At 71.2% G+C, this 16,029-nt stretch carries 15 protein-coding genes; 6 read left to right on the top strand and 9 right to left on the bottom strand.

Features of this window, described 5'->3' with window-relative positions:
* The first annotated feature begins 105 nt into the window (after positions 1-105).
* From ABD747_RS20290 to ABD747_RS20275, 4 genes are all read left to right on the top strand, one after another.
* Positions 106-1,209: a carboxylate-amine ligase gene (locus tag ABD747_RS20290; RefSeq protein WP_344808020.1), complete on the top strand. Its 1,104-nt coding sequence runs from the start codon at positions 106-108 to the stop codon at positions 1,207-1,209.
* 259 nt (positions 1,210-1,468) lie between these two features.
* Positions 1,469-2,368 (top strand): NAD(P)H-binding protein, encoded by a 900-nt coding sequence (locus ABD747_RS20285; RefSeq protein WP_344808018.1) that lies wholly within the window; start codon positions 1,469-1,471, stop codon positions 2,366-2,368.
* Complete coding sequence (locus tag ABD747_RS20280; protein WP_344808016.1) at positions 2,355-3,128, top strand: CPBP family intramembrane glutamic endopeptidase; 774 nt, start codon at positions 2,355-2,357, stop codon at positions 3,126-3,128. The genes ABD747_RS20285 and ABD747_RS20280 overlap by 14 nt, the downstream gene beginning before the upstream one ends.
* Before the next feature lie 18 nt (positions 3,129-3,146).
* Positions 3,147-3,518, top strand: coding sequence for a VOC family protein (locus ABD747_RS20275; protein WP_344808014.1), 372 nt, complete (start codon positions 3,147-3,149; stop codon positions 3,516-3,518).
* Positions 3,519-3,629: 111 nt separating this feature from the next.
* Here ABD747_RS20275 and ku read toward each other — a convergent pair whose 3' ends face one another.
* Positions 3,630-4,574: a non-homologous end joining protein Ku gene (gene ku / locus ABD747_RS20270; protein WP_344808012.1), complete on the bottom strand. Its 945-nt coding sequence runs from the start codon at positions 4,572-4,574 to the stop codon at positions 3,630-3,632.
* Positions 4,575-4,699: 125 nt separating this feature from the next.
* Here ku and ABD747_RS20265 point away from each other — a divergent pair, with 125 nt between their 5' ends.
* Entirely contained in the window at positions 4,700-7,138 is a 2,439-nt protein-coding gene (locus ABD747_RS20265; protein WP_344808010.1) for an ATP-dependent DNA ligase, read from the top strand.
* Positions 7,139-7,228: 90 nt separating this feature from the next.
* On the opposite strand, the gene ABD747_RS20260 is transcribed toward ABD747_RS20265, so the two are convergent.
* The 4 genes from ABD747_RS20260 to ABD747_RS20245 all read right to left on the bottom strand — a co-directional run bounded on the left by ABD747_RS20260 (position 7,229) and on the right by ABD747_RS20245 (position 10,919).
* Positions 7,229-7,450: a dodecin gene (locus ABD747_RS20260; protein WP_344808008.1), complete on the bottom strand. Its 222-nt coding sequence runs from the start codon at positions 7,448-7,450 to the stop codon at positions 7,229-7,231.
* A 36-nt stretch (positions 7,451-7,486) separates the two neighbouring features.
* The gene (locus ABD747_RS20255; protein WP_344808006.1) at positions 7,487-7,813 is read right to left on the bottom strand and encodes a protease inhibitor I42 family protein; all 327 of its coding nucleotides are present in this window, start codon (positions 7,811-7,813) and stop codon (positions 7,487-7,489) included.
* Positions 7,810-9,630: a C1 family peptidase gene (locus ABD747_RS20250; RefSeq protein ID WP_344808004.1), complete on the bottom strand. Its 1,821-nt coding sequence runs from the start codon at positions 9,628-9,630 to the stop codon at positions 7,810-7,812. The genes ABD747_RS20255 and ABD747_RS20250 overlap by 4 nt, the downstream gene beginning before the upstream one ends.
* A 143-nt stretch (positions 9,631-9,773) precedes the next feature.
* The gene (locus ABD747_RS20245) at positions 9,774-10,919 is read right to left on the bottom strand and encodes a DNA glycosylase AlkZ-like family protein (RefSeq protein ID WP_344808002.1); all 1,146 of its coding nucleotides are present in this window, start codon (positions 10,917-10,919) and stop codon (positions 9,774-9,776) included.
* Positions 10,920-11,068: 149 nt separating this feature from the next.
* Here ABD747_RS20245 and ABD747_RS20240 point away from each other — a divergent pair, with 149 nt between their 5' ends.
* Complete coding sequence (locus ABD747_RS20240) at positions 11,069-12,139, top strand: inositol-3-phosphate synthase (protein ID WP_344808000.1); 1,071 nt, start codon at positions 11,069-11,071, stop codon at positions 12,137-12,139.
* A 24-nt stretch (positions 12,140-12,163) separates the two neighbouring features.
* Here the strand turns inward: ABD747_RS20240 and ABD747_RS20235 are convergent, their stop codons facing one another.
* The 4 genes from ABD747_RS20235 to ABD747_RS20220 all read right to left on the bottom strand — a co-directional run bounded on the left by ABD747_RS20235 (position 12,164) and on the right by ABD747_RS20220 (position 15,907).
* A complete protein-coding gene (locus ABD747_RS20235) occupies positions 12,164-12,652 on the bottom strand; it encodes a GyrI-like domain-containing protein (RefSeq protein WP_344807998.1) in 489 nt (162 codons plus the stop codon).
* 93 nt (positions 12,653-12,745) lie between these two features.
* Entirely contained in the window at positions 12,746-13,474 is a 729-nt protein-coding gene (locus tag ABD747_RS20230; RefSeq protein WP_344807996.1) for an anti-sigma factor family protein, read from the bottom strand.
* Positions 13,471-13,977 (bottom strand): sigma-70 family RNA polymerase sigma factor, encoded by a 507-nt coding sequence (locus ABD747_RS20225; protein WP_344807994.1) that lies wholly within the window; start codon positions 13,975-13,977, stop codon positions 13,471-13,473. The genes ABD747_RS20230 and ABD747_RS20225 overlap by 4 nt, the downstream gene beginning before the upstream one ends.
* 502 nt (positions 13,978-14,479) lie before the next feature.
* On the bottom strand, positions 14,480-15,907 hold the full coding sequence (locus ABD747_RS20220) for an FAD-binding oxidoreductase (RefSeq protein ID WP_344807992.1): 1,428 nt from the start codon (positions 15,905-15,907) through the stop codon (positions 14,480-14,482).
* Between the last annotated feature and the right edge of the window lie 122 nt (positions 15,908-16,029).

Genomic DNA, 16,029 nt, shown 5'->3' with positions numbered 1-16,029 from the left:
CGTGGTGAGAGAACGCTTTCCGGGCTCTGTTCGCGGCGTGTGAGGTCGATCGACGACATCGGCCCGAGGTGACCGGTCGATCCGGTGGCCAGCAGACTGTCCCCCATGCGAACCGTCGGCGTCGAGGAGGAACTGCTGCTGGTCGACGCCGAGGACCATCGACCGCGAGCCGTCGCCGGCCTGATCCTCTCCGACGGCGACGAGGACGCCGGTGGGACGGAGTCGGGCGGGGTCGAGGCCGAGCTGCAGCAGCAGCAGATCGAGATCGGGACCCCGGCTACCACCGACCTCGGCACGCTCCGCCGGCAGCTGGTGGAGTTCCGCGCCCGTGCCGACGCGCTCGCGCTCGAACGCGGTGCGCGCATCGCTCCGATTGCCACCTGTCCGGTTCCGGTGGTGCCGCGGACGACGATCAAGCCGCGCTACCAGCGGATGGCCGAGCACCTCGGGCTGACCACGGCGGAGCAGCTGACCTGCGGCTGTCACGTGCACGTCGACGTGTCCTCCCCCGACGAGGGCGTCGCGATCCTGGACCGGATCCGCAGCCGGTTGCCGATCCTGGTCGCGCTGTCGGCCAACTCCCCTTTCTGGCAGGGGACCGACAGCGGGTACGCGAGCTTCCGGACCCAGGCCTGGCACCGCTTCCCCACCGCCGGTCCGACCCCGGTGCTGGGCAGCGCGGCGGCCTACCGGCGCTACGTCGACGCGCTGTTGCGGACCGACGTACCGATGGACGAGGGGATGATCTATTTCGACGCACGGCTGTCCCGGAACTACCCGACCGTCGAGGTGCGGGTGGCCGACGTCTGCTTGCGGGTCGACGACACCGTCCTGATCGCCGCGCTGGTGCGGGCGCTGGCGGACACCGCCGGCGAGGACTGGCGAGCCGGTCGACCCGCACCGGAGGTCTCCTCCGACCTGATCCGGCTGGCCACCTGGCGGGCCAGCCGGTTCGGGTTGGACGACACGCTGCTCGACCCGCTCGGCGGCGAGCCGCGGCCGGCCTGGGAGGTGGTCGACGGGCTGGTTGCGGAGTTGCAGGAAGCGCTGGTCGCCGCCGGGGACGCCGACCGCGTCCGCGAAGGGCTGCAGCGGATCCGGGCCGAGGGCACCGGTGCGGAGGTCCAGCGAGGGCTGGCCGGCGCCGGCGACCGGCCGACCTTCGAGCGGATGCTGCGGGAGGTGGTGCGCCTCGGCCTGACCGAGTGACCCCGCCCTGCGCCGGCCCCCGCCCCGCCCCACTCTCGCCCCGATCTTCGGATCCCCTGTGCCGCCTCGGATCCGTTGCAGGGGATCCGAGGCGGTCCACGGGATCCGAGTTCGGCCCGGATGCGTCCATGGGTGGAATCCGGGCCGAAGGGTAAGCGAAAGGGTCAAGACCGCGGCCCCGGCACGACCCGGAGCCACGATCCGAAACCACAAGCCGAACGACCACCCCAGCGCACCACCCACCAGGACGGGAGCAGAGATGACGACGGTGCTGGTGACCGGAGCCTCCGGATTCGTCGGCTCACGCCTCGCCGCAGCGCTGGTCGATGCGGGCCACGAGGTCCGGGCCATGACGCGCCGCCCGGACGACTACCGCGGCGCCGGCAAGCCGATCTACGGCGACGTGGCCGACCCCGAATCGCTGCGAGACGCCCTGTCGGGAGTGACCGCTGCGTACTATCTCGTCCATTCGCTGGCCAGTGACGACTTCCGCACCAAGGACGCGGCCGCCGCGCGCGCGTTCGGCACGGCGTGCGCCGATGCCGGTGTCGAACGGATCATCTACCTGGGCGGGCTCGGTGCCGACTCGCCGGAGCTGTCGGAGCACCTCCGCTCGCGGCGCGAGGTCGAGGAGCTGCTCGGCACCGGCGGGGTCCCGGTGACGGTGCTCCGGGCCGCGATCGTGATCGGTGACGGCGGGATCTCCTGGGAGATCACCCGCCAGCTGGTCGAGCGGTTGCCGGCGATGGTGACGCCGCGGTGGGTCGCGACCCGAACCCAGCCCATCGCGCTGCCGGACGTGATCGACTACCTGATCGGCGTGCTGGAGTCGGACGAGGCCGTGGGCCGGACGTACGAGATCGGCGGGCCGGAGGTGTTGACGTACGCGGAGATGATGGAGCGGGTCGCCCGGATCCGGCTGAACCGGCAGCTGCTGATCTTGGTGGTGCCGATGCTGACCCCGCGGCTGTCGTCGCGGTGGTTGTCGCTGGTCACCGACGTCGACACCGCCACCGGGCGAAACCTGGTGGACTCGATGAGCAACGAGGTGATCGTCACCGATCACTCGATCAGCTCGGTCGTCCCGATCGAACCGATGAGCTACGACGACGCCGTCCGGCTGGCGTACGCGGAACATGATCGTCGTGAGTCGGCCTGACGCCCCGGCCGAGCAACCGCCCGCCCCGGCGAGTCCCGCCTCGCGCCGGGCACGGCTGATCGGACGCGCCCTCGGCCTGGTCCGGCCGGTGCTGATCGACAAGGTCGAACGGGACCACCGCCAGTCCGACGGCCAGTTCCTGCGCCGGCGGATCGTCGTGGGGGTGACGATCGTGGTCGGCGCGACCCTGCTCGGGCTGTCGTTCTCGGTCGATCCGGGTGACCCCACGTTCTATCCGCTGACGTTCGGCCTCGCTGCGGTGTGGGTGATCGGCAGCTTCGCGTCCGGCCCGCTGCATCTGGGCCGGATCCTGTCGCGGGGCGAGCTGCGCCGGCCGATCATCGCCCCGATCGTGGTCGGCCTGCTGCTGGCCGCGGTCTTCATCGTCGGCGCGCTGGTGTTCCGGCTGATCCCACCGCTGGCCGGCCTCGCCGAGGACGTGCTGGGCTATGCCCGCTACGGCAGCATCGCGATCATCACCGCGATCACGCTGGTGAACGGCATCGCCGAGGAGCTGTTCTTCCGCGGAGCACTGTTCGCCGCGATCGGCGTCCGGCACCCGGTGCTGATCTCCACCTTGTTGTACGGCCTGGCGACCGTCGCCGGGGGCAATCCGGTGCTGGTCTTCGCCGCGCTGGTGCTCGGCCTGGTGGTGGGGCTGCAGCGGCGGGCCGGCGGCGGCGTGCTCGCGCCGATCCTGACTCACATCACCTGGTCGATGACCATGCTGTTCGCCTTGCCGCCGATCTTCGCGGCTTGACCCTCGGAAGGACGAGAAATGATCGGACGGCTGCACCACGTCGCGCTGGACTGCCCGGACCCGATCCGCGTCGCGCGGTTCTATAGCGCGCTGCTCGGCCAGCCGATCACGTACGCCGACGAGGAGTGGGTGGTGGTCGCGGCCGACGATCATCACTCCGGTCTCGCGTTCCAGCTCGCTCCCGACCACATCGCGCCGACCTGGCCGGACGCCGAGATACCGCAACAGGTCCATCTCGACGTGATGGTGGAGGACGTGGCCGCGGCCGGTCGGGAAGTGGTGGCGCTCGGCGCTCGGCACCTGCGCGACGACACCTACGCCGACCCGGCCGGTCATCCGTTCTGCCTGGTCAAGCGACCGGGTTGGGCGCCGCCGATCCCGCCCGGCTGACCCGGGCCTAGAGCAACCGACCGACCACGACCACTGTGACGCGTTCTTGCCGCTCGATCGTCGTTTGGGGCAGGAATCGGCCTCGAGGAGCGTTCGAGCGGCGAATTCGGGTCAGTTTCTCCGACCAGCGGTCTTCTTGGCCGGTGCGCTTTTCTTGGCCGGTGCGGTCTTCTTGGCCGCCGTCTTCTTGGCGGCGCTCTTCTTCTTGGCCGAGGCCGTCTTCTTGGTCGATGCCTTCTTGGCCGGGCTCGATTCCGAGCCCCGCTTGGCCCGGTTCGCCTCGACGCTGCGCTTCAGGGCCTCCATCAGGTCGATCACCTCGGCCCCGCCGTTGCCACCCTCGGACTCCTCACCGAACGTCGCTGCGGTGTCCAGAGCCTCGCCCTGCTCGAGCTTGGCGGCGACAAGCTGGCGCAGCTGCTCCTGGTAGTCGTCGCTGAACTTGTCCGGCGCGAAGTCCGCCGACAGGTTCTCCACCAGCGACGTGGCCATCTCGAGCTCGTTCGCCGACACCCGGACGTCGGTGTCCAGCACCGAGAAGTCGGCCTCACGTACCTCGTCGTCCCAGAGCAGCGACTGCAGCATCAGCACCTTGTCGCGGGCGCGCAGCGCGCCGAGCCTCGTCTTCTGCCGCAGCGAGAACTGCACGATCGCGGTCCGCTCGGTCTCCTCCAGCGTGCGGCGCAGCAGGGCGTACGCCTTCACGGCTGCCTTGTCCGGCTCGAGGAAGTAGCTCCGGTCGAACATGATCGGGTCGATCTGTTGCGACGGCACGAACTCGACGACCTCGATCTCACGGCTGCGCTCCTCCGGCAGCGCGCTGAGGTCGTCCTCGGTCAGCACCACCGTCGTGCCGCCCTCTTCGAACGCCTTGTCGATGTGCTCGTAGTCAACGATCCGGCCGCAGACCTCGCACCGGCGCTGATAGCGGATCCGGCCGCCGTCGGCGTCGTGCACCTGATGCAGATGAACGTCGTGGTCCTCGGTCGCGGTATACAGCTTCACCGGGACGCTGACCAGCCCGAACGTGATCGCGCCCTTCCAGATCGCTCGCATGCTCCAGTGTTTCCCGCCGCCGGCCGTCGGGAAACTGTGCAGCTCTTGCAGTCCTGGGCGGCGTGTCGCTGCAAGACGCGCACAGTTTCCGACGGAGGGAGAGGCGGGGAGGGCAGGATGGGGGCATGGCGGCCGACGCGGACAACCAGGCGGTCGTCGTCGACGGGCACACGATCAAGCTGACCAATCTGTCCAAGGTGCTGTATCCGGGGAGCTCGACCGGCAGCGGAGGAACCACCAAGGCGGACGTGATCAGCTACTACGCGTCGGTCGCGGCAGTGATGTTGCCGCACCTGTGGCAGCGGCCGGCCACCCGCAAGCGCTGGCCGGACGGGGTCGGCACCCCCGACCACCAAGGTCCGGTGTTCTTCAACAAGGACCTGGCCACGGGCACCCCGGACTGGGTGAGCAGGTACGTCATCGAGCACCGCGATCACGACAACGCGTACCCGGTGGTGAACGACCTCGCCACCCTGACCTGGCTCGCCCAGCTGGCCGCCCTGGAGCTGCACGTCCCGCAGTGGCGGTTCGACAACGACGGCACGCCGCAGCGCCCGGACCGGCTGGTGCTGGACCTCGACCCGGGTGAGGGGGTGAGCCTCGCCGAGTGTGCCGAGGTCGCCGGCTGGGTCCGCGAGATCCTGGCCGACATCGGTCACGACCCGGTGCCGGTCACCTCCGGCAGCAAGGGCATCCACCTGTACGCCCCGCTGGACGGGTCGCAGACCTCCGAGGAGGCGACCGAGCTGGCCCGGCAGCTCGCGCTCGCCCTGGAGGCGGACCACGGCGACCGGGTAACGGCGGTGATGAAGCGGTCCGGCCGCGACGGCAAGGTGTTCATCGACTGGAGCCAGAACAACGGGGCGAAGACCACGGTGTCGCCGTACTCGTTGCGCGGCCGGAGCCGGCCGACCGTCGCCGCGCCGCGGACCTGGGCCGAGCTGGCCGACCCGGACCTGGCGCAGCTGGAGTACGACCAGGTGCTCAGCAGGGTGGCCGACGGGATCGACCCGTTCGCGCCGCTGGCCCCGGTGGGCTCGGGCGGGTCGCGTTCCGGCCCGGACCGGCTGGCCACCTATCGCAGCATGAGGGACGCCGGCAAGACGCCCGAGCCGGTGCCGGCCGAGGGTGAGTCGATCGCCGTCCGCGGACCGGACGACGCGCCGACGTTCGTGATCCAGGAGCACCACGCCCGGGCGCTGCACTGGGACTTCCGGCTCGAACGGGACGGGGTGCTGGTCAGCTGGGCGGTGCCGAAGTCGCCGCCGACCGATCCGAAGGTGAACCATCTGGCGGTGCAGACCGAGGACCACCCGCTGGAGTACGGCAGCTTCGAGGGGTCGATCCCACGCGGCGAGTACGGCGGTGGTCAGGTCAGCATCTGGGACGCGGGGACGTACACCACCCAGAAGTGGCGGGACGGCAAGGAGGTGATCGTCACCCTGTTCGGCCGCCCCGACGGGGGCCTGGGCGGTCCGGCCAAGTTCGCGCTGATCCACACCGGCAAGGGCGGTGGCCGAGCCGAGCGGAACTGGCTGATGCACCGGATGGCGCTGGATCCGGCCGGGGAGCAGGGGCAGGGCCGATCGGCCTTCCCGGAGCCGATCAGCCCGATGCTCGCCACTCCCGGTACGACCTCCGACGTCGGCGACGAGGACGACTGGGCGTTCGAGATGAAGTGGGACGGCGTCCGGGTCGTGGTCTACCTGGCCGGCGGGGAGGTCAGGCTGCAGTCGCGGAAGGGCCGGGACGAGACCGCGACGTACCCGGACCTGATCGACGACCTGGCCGCGATCGGCTGCGACTCCGCGATCCTGGACGGCGAGATCGTCGTGCTGGACGGGCAGGGGGCGCCGAGCTTCGGGCTGCTCCAGCCGCGGATCAACCTGACCCGACCCGGTGACATCACCGCGGCCGCGCGAAAGTATCCGGCGCGGCTGATGCTGTTCGACCTGGTCGCGCTGGACGGTACGTCCTGGGCCCGGCGCCCGTATCTCGCACGCCGTGACGCGCTCGGCGCGCTGGTGCCCGACCGTCCCGGATCACGGGTGGTCGTGCCGCCGATCTTCGAGGGCGACCTGACCGCGGCAATGGAGACCAGCCGGGCGCTGCACCTCGAGGGCGTGGTCGCCAAGCGCCGCGACTCGATCTACCAGACCGGCCGGCGCGGGCACACCTGGCTGAAGATCAAGCACCGACAGACCCAGGAGGTGGTGGTCGGCGGCTGGCGACCCGGCCAGGGCCGCCGCGACGGCGGGGTCGGCTCGCTGCTGGTCGGCGTTCCGTCGCCGGAGGGGCTGCGCTACGTCGGCCGGGTCGGATCGGGGTTCAGCGACCACGGGCTGGCCGAGATCGACACGCTGGTGGCCCGGCTGGCCCGGAAGACCAGCCCGATGATCGACGTACCGGCGCAGGACGCGCGGGACGCGCACTGGATCACCCCGTCGCAGGTGGGCGAGGTCGAGTACGTCGAGCTCACCTCCGCGGGCAAGCTGCGCCACCCGGTCTGGAAGGGCTGGCGGCCGGACAAGTCGCCCGACGAGGTGGTCTGGGAGACCCCCTGACCCCCGCCCCCGCTCCCCCTCCTCCCGGCGAGTTGTCAGGTTCTCAGCGCGCTATAGCGCGCTGAGAACCTGACAACTCGGTGAAGGTCGCTACACGGAGTCGGAGTCGTCCAGCCGGAAGCCCACCTTGAGCCCGACCTGCACGTGGGCGATCTGGCCGTCGTCCAGGTGACCGCGGATCTCGGTGACCTCGAACCAGTCGAGCCCGTGCAGGGTCCGAGCGGCACGGTCGATGCCGTTGCGGATGGCGGCGTCGATGCCGTCGGAGGACGTACCGACGATCTCGGTAACGCGGTAGACGTGATCGGCCATGGGTTGGGTCCTTTCGGTGGGGCGGAGCTCGGAGGCTCAGGGTGGGGTGACGTCGATCTCGATCGTGTGCTCGGCTCGCGGCGGGCCGCTTTCCCAGGGCCGCCGCTGGCTCAGCCGGACGGTCACGTGGCCGGGCGCCGTTGCCGTCAGCGCGATCCGCTCGGGCGCGCTCGACCCGACCGGCCGGCCGCGCGCCTCCTCCGCCGACATGCCTCGCTGCCACTCGACCGCGACCGCACCGGCATCGCCGGTCAGCTCCTCGTCCCAGCGGTAGCCCGCGGTGCCGAGCCCCGGCATGGCCACCTCGTGCCGCTCGCCGACGCTCAGCCGCAGGGCGTCCGGCAACTCGCCCTCGGCGCTCACGCGCAGTCCACCGAGACGGTCGTGGCGGGCTCCCCGGTCAGGGCCGCGCCGAGGTTTCCGAACGAGCTCTGCCAGGTTCCGTCGGCCTGGCGCAGCGTGTGCCACAGCTTCCCGCCGGAGATCGCCACGACCTGCAGCAGTTTGCCTACGTCGGCGCAGGCGACCGAGGAGAAGCTGGTCGGCACCGCCGGGTTGGTCGAGGTGAGCTCGCGGTAGGAGCCCCAGGCGCCGGCCGCCGACCGTTCGAGCTGGTACGGCCGCCCGCCGCTGAGCGCCACCAGGTTCAGCCTGCCGTCGACGCTCGCCGCGCTCAGCGCGGCGAACGCCCCGGGCGTCGGACCGGAGCCCGGCTTGATCTCGGTCAGGGCCGTCCAGGTTCCGTCGCTGCGCCGGGTGGTCTGCCAGGGCCGGCCGCCGGCCAGCCCGATGACGTTGGTCTGGTAGCCGACGCTGACGCTGCTCAGGGCTGTGAACGCGCCGGGACCGCCACTGGTCGGGGTGACCCGGTTCCAGGTCTGCTGCCAGGTCGCGTCCGGCTGCCGGCGGAGATACCAGATCGCGCCGCCGGCCAACGCGATCACGTCGAGGCTGTCGCCGAGTGCGGCACAACTCAGTGCGGTCCAGCCGCTGACTCCGCCGGGCTTCGGAGCGCTCGGGCTCTCCCACGTCGCCCAGCCGGCACCTGCCCGCTGCCGGGTGTACCACAGCTTGCCGCCGACCAGCCCGACCACGTGCAACCGGTTGATCGACGCGGCCGCGCTGACCGCGGTGAAGCTGCCCGGGTCGCCCGGCGTGCCGGTGTCGAGCCGGTTCACCGCCGTCTGCCAGCTGCCGTTCCCGGTGCGCTGGGTGTGCCAGACGTTGCCGCCGCCGGCGCCGACCACGCGCAGTGTGGTCCGGATCAGCGGCGAGGCGATCGTGCCGTCGATCCCCCACATCTCGGCGTCGATCCCGGCACTGCCGTACGCGATCCGGAAGTAGCCGTTCTCGCCCCACTCCTTGCCCCAGCTGTTCTTGGCGATCCAGCAGTGCTGGGCGTCGTCGTAGCCGACGATCTGGACGCAGTGGCCGCCGATCACGTCGCCGGACGTGCTCTCGTGATAGGTGTAGACGCCGCCGGTGTAGTAGTAGAAGAAGTCCTCGTAGATCGTGAAGCAGGCCGACATCGGCCCCACCGTGGCGAGGTAGGTCTTCATCGCGGCGATGGTCGACCGGGTCGTCCAGTGGTCGAACGTCGTCAGCCGCGAGGACCAGTCCGATCCGCGCCGGCACGGCTGGTCGACGTCGCTGTAGCGGTAGTTGAGCTCGTCGGTGACGCCACCGTGGTGCATCGCGGCGAGGGCGTCGTCGGGCCACCAGCCGCCGTCAGGGCACGGGATGGCGCCGTGGTCGGGTCCGAGGCAGAAGTAGACGTACGCCTCCGACAGGTCCACCCGCAGCGCCGGCTCCTTCGCCGCGATCCGGACCATCGACTCGAGCACAGCGGTGGCGCCGAACGCCACGCACGACCCGCAGCCGGCCTGATCCACGACCGGGGAGACATAGCTAGCGCCCGACACGTTCCGCCAGTCGAACTTCGCCGGCGGAGCCGCCGCCTGCCCGCCGGCCCGGTCGGCGGCGCCGGCGTCGGCCGCAGCCAGCCCGGCGCGCGCTGCCTCCTCCCGTTGCTGCAGGGCGGCCGGGCCTCCCGGCGGGATCGCACCGAGCCGGGACCTCGCCTGCAGCCGCGACATCCCGACATGCACTGTCTCGCCTGGCTGCCAGCCGATCCGGGCCTCGTTCGCGGCCCGCCTGAGGGACGGGAGGTCAGTCGCCATCGAAACCTTTCCGGATCGGCTCGTGCCGGCTCGTCGGGCGCCGCGGCCGCGACACCGTGCTGCCGCCGACGATTCTCCTGTTCCGGGCGGCGCGCAAGACCCGGCTCGCGCGGGCCGTCGCCGTTGCCGGCCGTCGCACCCGGTCAGCCGGTCGCCACGCCGGCGAACTCCGCTCCGCGGTGAGCGGCCAGCCGCTCGGCCTCCAGGTCGATGGATCCACGCTCGGCCTTCGTCGGCCGCCGCCAGAAGGTGGCCTCGATGCCGAACCGCCGGCCCGACGCTCGTGGCCGCCAGGTTCCGACCAGCTCGGTGCCGACGAGCACGGCGCCGGGCCGGCCGAGCGAGGGCCACAGCGCCCTGCGCCGCTCCTTGTCCGGCAACAGCAGGGACCGATCGCGGGACTGCAGCAGCAGATCGAACGGACCCAGCAGCCGGACCAGATCGGGGCCGATCTCCGGCGGCTCGTCCCCGGCCAGCACCCAGGCCTTGCGGCCCGCGGCCTGTACCGCGATCGCGTCGGCCGGCCAGAGCCGCTTGACGTCGGTCACCGAGCCGTCGAAGAATCCCGCGACCTCGGCCGGGGTGATCGGACCGAGCAGCCGGATGATCGCCCGGATCGGCTGGAGCTGCTCGGGGGCGGCGCTCGGGTCGTCCACCGGCCCGGGCCGCCGCCGCGGCCAGCCACGGATCCGGTGCAGCACCGGTGGCGAGGTGCCAGGTTCGAGCTCGAGCCCGGCCTCCAGGGCGGCCAGCCGGAACGGCAGCTCCCAGACGTGGACCGCGTCGCAGCGACGGCAGTCGCGGACGTACGGTCCGCCGAGCCGATCGCTGACCAGGGTCGAGACCTCACCCTTGACCCGCGGCCGGTCGACCACGGCGCGGAGCTCGGCGGCGACCGCGGCCAGCGCGTCTCGCGCGGAAATGCCCGCCTCCGACCAGGGGCCCGACGCACCGATCACGCGCTTCGCGGCGTCGGCGTCGGAGAACGGTGAGGTCGCGGTGAGCACGTCGACCAGCTCCGAGCGCCGGTAGAAGTGCGGCGCGCCGCGAAGGGTCCAGGCCAGGGAGACGTCGGGGCATCGATAGAGCGCGGCCGGCGACTCCAGCGGGACGCCCCGGTTGACCAGCGCCCAGCTCGCCCCATCCCGACCGGTCTCCTGCACGCCCAGGTCGAACACGGCGGCATCGGTCGGTGCGCGTTCGGGCTCGGACCCGGCCGGCGGCGGCCGGTCCAGTTGCTGGGCATGGATCCGTCCGGCCACTACCTGGTCGCGACTCAGTTCCGGCATGCGGCCAGTCTCGCGGATACCACCGACAGTCATGATCGACCGGCGATTCGCCGGCGCCGCGCCGGTGACACGATCAAGCGCCTTTGCCGCGGGGCTCTGATATCGAGACGGTGATCAACCGGGCCGCCCGACCAGGGCACACTAGCGCGGTGTCTCCTGTTCGAGTAGCCATCGTTGGGGTCGGCAACTGCGCATCCTCTTTGCTGCAGGGCGTTGAGTATTACCGGAAAGCCCCCGCCGATAGCCAGGTTCCCGGTTTGATGCATGTTCAATTCGGCGACTATCACATCGGGGATCTCGAGTTCGTCGCGGCGTTCGACGTCGACGAGGCAAAGGTCGGCCTGGACCTGGCCGACGCCATCTTCGCCGGCGAGAACAACACGATCCGGTTCGCCGAGGTGCCGCCGACCGGGGTGCTGGTTCAGCGGGGACCGACCCACGACGGGCTCGGCGAGTATTACCGGGACGCGATCGTCGAGTCCGCCGAACATCCGGTCGACGTCACCGCGGCGCTCCGCCAGGCGGGCGTCGACGTCCTGGTCTCCTACCTTCCGGTGGGCTCGGAGATCGCCGACCAGTTCTATGCGCAGTGCGCCATCGACGCCGGAGTCGGTTTCGTCAACGCGTTGCCGGTCTTCATTGCCTCCGACCCCGAATGGGCCGCCAAATTCACCGCGGCCGGAGTGCCGATCATCGGTGATGACATCAAGAGCCAGATCGGCGCGACGATCACCCACCGGGCTTTGGCGAAGCTGTTCAACGACCGGGGAGTCCACCTGGAATCCACGTATCAGCTGAATGTCGGCGGGAACATGGATTTCCGCAACATGCTGGAACGGTCCCGGTTGGTCAGCAAGAAGATCAGCAAGACACAGTCGGTCACGTCGCAACTCGGCCACGACATGCGCGAGGGCGACGTGCACATCGGGCCGAGCGACTATGTCCCTTTCCTGACCGATCGCAAGCACGCGATCGTCCGTCTGGATGGGCGCGGCTTCGGTGACGTGCCGATCCTGCTCGAATACAAGCTCGAGGTGTGGGACTCGCCCAACTCTGCCGGCGTCATCATCGACGCCATCCGGGCCTGCAAGATCGCGCTCGACCGGGGCCTCGGCGGGCCGATCCTCGCGCCCAGTGCCTATTTCATGAAGAGTCCCCCGGTGCAGTACGACGACAGCACAGCCAGGGACCTGGTCGAGGACTTCATCCGGCACGCCTGAGCATGGTCTCGGGCCGGCTGTCGGTCAGGCCAGCTTGAACGCCAGGTCGGTCTCCCACTTGTCCATGTCGGGCTCCTCGTCCGGATCGGTCAGGTACTCCTCCAACCGTGCGGCCCAGCGCTCCTCGCCGCCGGCGTCGCTGACGTCGAAGCTCAGGCCGCGCTCCGAGGCCCAGGCCAGCAGCGCGCCGGTCGCGCCCTCCAATCCGTCCGGGTGACCGCGGTAGCGGCCGACGACGTACCGCCCGGCCGGCAAGACGCCGCTCTTGACCCGATCGTCTCCGTCGACGGGGGTGGCCACCGCGACGCCGGCCTCCAGCTCGAGCTCGCCGGCCATGTCGATCACGTTGTACTTCCACAGCGCGGGGCCGGCGGGGTCGATCCCGCGGGTGGCGAGCCAGCCGAAGACCTCGCCGTTCAGCGGCGGCACCACCTCGCCCAACCGCGCCATCGGCACCCGGGCCGTGATCGAGACGTATGGCTGCGCTGGACGGTCGACGATGGTCGGCTCCATGAGGTCTCCTCAGCCTGGATGCAGTGACTGCAAGTCTGGACCGTCGCCGCCAGCGGAACTCATCGGCCCGGCGGCGGGTCCGCGCGAACAGTGTCAGCGCAGCGGAGCGGTCGAGAGGATCTGCCCGGTGTGGGTGTCGCGCAGCTCCACCCGGTCGATCCGCCACGTCGCCAGCCGCGCGGTCGCGCTCGGCCGCATCACCTTGTTCGGCTTGGCGTACCAGCTGTACAGCTCGCTCTCGCTTCCCGAGCGGTCGCGGATCCAGATCGAGACCTCCGAGGTGTACGACCCGGTAACGGCACGGGCGTATTGGCACTCGAGCCGGAACTTGGTCTCGGTGCGACCCGGCGTGACGTCGACGTTCGCGGTGATCCCGCTCTCGACCACGGGCGAGAACGCGACCCGGAAGTCCGACTGGGTGCCGATCGGGAGGACCCCCTGGCCGATCAGCACGCCGACGCCGCCGATCAGCAGCACCAGTGCCGCCGCGACCGACCCGATCGCGACCGCGATCCGCCGCCGGCGACGATCCCGCACCCGCGAGGTGAGGTCGGTCAGCAGCTCCGGCATCGGCTCGGCGTCCGACGGTTCGGCGGCACCGGTCAGCAGCGCGGCGTCCTCGGGCGACACCTGCGCCAGCAGTCCGGGCAACCCGGCCAGCTCCGACACCGACCGCTGACAGCCGCTGCACCCGGCGAGGTGGTGCTCGTACTCCCGGCGCTCCGCCGACGACAGTGCCCCGAGGACGTACGCGGCGTCCCACTGCAGATAGCGATCGGGCTCCGGCGGGAGTGGCCGCGAACCGAACTCCTGCGTACTCACGTCGTCGTCACCCCCTGTTCCTGCAGTCTCAGCCGCAGCGTGCGCAGTCCATAGTGCAACCGGCTCTTCACCGTTCCCTCCGGAATTCGGAGCCGGACGGCGATGTCGGCCACGGTGCGGCCCTCGAAGTAGGCGGCCCCGATGACCGCGCGATGCTCCTCCGACAGCGTGCTCAGCGCCTCGGCGATCAGCCACCGGTCGAGCACCCGCGAGGTCGCGTCCGACTCCGACCGCTCGGGCATCACGCCGGACGTCACCTCGTGCCGGGACTGGGCGCTGCGCCACCGGTCGATGACGAGGTTGCGGGTCGCCGTGAACAGCCACGCCCGCGCCGCCGCGTCGTCGCGGTCGAGCAGACCCGGGTCCTTCCAGGCCCGGAGCAGCACCTCCTGCACCACGTCCGCCGCCTGCTCACGGTCGTGGGTGAGCCGCATCGCGAAGCGCCACAACTCGGCGGCATGGCGGTCGTGCAACGTGGCAAGGGCCGCCTCTTTGCCGGCCACCGCACCTCCTCCGTCGCCGCTCGAGTCGTAGGCGCCTCATCCAAGCAGACGACGTACGGCCGCGCGGGGTTCACGCAGGATGGGCCCTCTTCGCGCGGGTTCACCAGGACGCGGGTTCACGCAGGACGGGCCGCCGTCTTCGCGCGGGTTCGACCTTGTTCGCGCGTGAAGCGAGTAGCGCGGAGCAGGTCGAAGTCGCGCGAACTTGGCCCCCGGCCGCCCGAACCCGACTCCGCACCCCACCCAGCCGCACCGCCGCGACTCCGCACCCCGGACGGCGACTCCGCACCCGGCGCGCGGGGTGCGGTGTCCCCCTCCGGCGCGCGGAGTCGGAGTCAGGGTTGCGACGCGCGTGCCCGGGATCGACCACAGTCCGCGGCGAGCGGGCGGCCTGCCGGCCGAGGGAGACCGAAACGGCGGACCGGGAGCCTGACGACTCCCGGCCCGCCGCTGTGGCGTACGGCCACCGGGGGTGGCGGCCGCTCGGATCGGCTCCCGGCGGTCAGGCGGTGGGCCGACCGTCCTCGTAGAGCCGCGGGACCACGTGGTTCGCCTGGAACACGCCGTCCGGATCGACGACCGACCGGATCGCGCGCAGCCGGTTCCAGCTCTCCGCCGCATATCCCGTCTTCGCGTCGACCACGGTCTCGGCGAAGTTCAGGTAGGTGGATCCGTTTGCCCACGGCGCCAGCACCGCGTTCAGCCGGCGGGCGTCGGCCGCGACCTGCGCGCCCATCTCCGGGCTCAGGGCCATCCCGACGCCGAACAGCAGGAAGTCGCCCTCGATCCGGTCCAGCGCGCCGCCGTTCGGGTGCGGCCGGGACAGCTGCCCGCCGAGCTGGCGCAGTTCCGTGGCGAGCAGGCTGGTCGTCGTGTCCGGTCCGACCTCCGCCAGCAGCGCGTCGACCGCCGCGTCGGGCATAGCCGCCAGCAGCGAGGACTCCCCGGCGCTCGGGGTCGGACCCTCCGGGTCCATGTGCAGCCGGGCCAGCGCGGGCGCCGACACCCGTCCGAACGTGTCCAGCTCGGGCCGCAGCTCGCGCAGGCCGGCGACCAGCTCGGCACCGCGCTCGTCGCTGCCCAGCACCGCACCGTCGATGACGGCCAGCCGGCGGCCGCGGAACGGCTCGGGGATGTCCGGGATCGGCGGCAGGTTCAGCAACCGGAACGACGTGGTGATCTCGTCCGGTGCGCCCGGAGCCCAGTCGGCCCAGCGGCGCAGCACCTTCTCGGCGTCACGCTGGTCCCAGACGAGCATGCCGGCGTACGCGGTCTCGATCGGATACAGCCGGAACTCCAGCGCGGTGACCACGCCGAAGCTGCCACCGCCGCCGCGCAGAGCCCAGAACAGCTCCGCGTTCTGCGTCCGGTCGGCCCGGACATGGCTGCCGTCCGCGAGCACCAGCTCGACCGCGGTCAGGCTGTTCGTGGCCATGCCGAGCTGACGGGCGTACATGAAGATGCCGCCGCCGAGGGAGTAGCCGGCCACGCCGACGTCGGGCGAGGAGCCGTGCAGGGCGGCCAGCCCGTGCGCCGCGGCGGCCTCGACCACCGGCAGCCAGACCGCACCGCCCTCGACCCGAGCGGTCCGAGTCTCGGGGTTGATGCTGACCCCGGTCATCTTCGAGGTCTTCACGATCACCGTGTCGTCGAGCCGCTGGTGGGCCAGCGGGTGGGCGTTGTGACCGGTGCTCTGCGGAGCGATCCGCAGGCCGTCCTCACGGGCGGCCGCGACGATGTGCGACACCTCGCGGGCCGTGCTCGGGTAGGCCACCGCGGCCGGCCGCAGGTCTGCCGCGACGTTCCACGGCATCCGGGCCGCGTCGTACCCCGGGTCGCCCGGCAGGTGGATCTCGGCGTCGACGTCGCGCAGCGCGATCGCGGTCGCGGCGGCGATGTCGGTCTCGGTGAGCTCGAACTCGATGGTCATTGCTGTTCCCCTTCGTCGTGTCCTGCCCTGCCGGGATCGGCCGGCTGGCGATGACCCAACGATGGATTCGAGTCCTTGTGAGCGACTTGGAAGCGACTTGGGGCACCGGGCGAAGGAGCAGC

This window comes from Microlunatus ginsengisoli (assembly GCF_039537205.1).
In the GTDB taxonomy this organism is placed as follows: Bacteria; Actinomycetota; Actinomycetes; order Propionibacteriales; family Propionibacteriaceae; genus Microlunatus; species Microlunatus ginsengisoli.
Note: the sequence above shows the minus strand (reverse complement) of the source record. Positions and strands in the feature narration are given on the sequence as shown.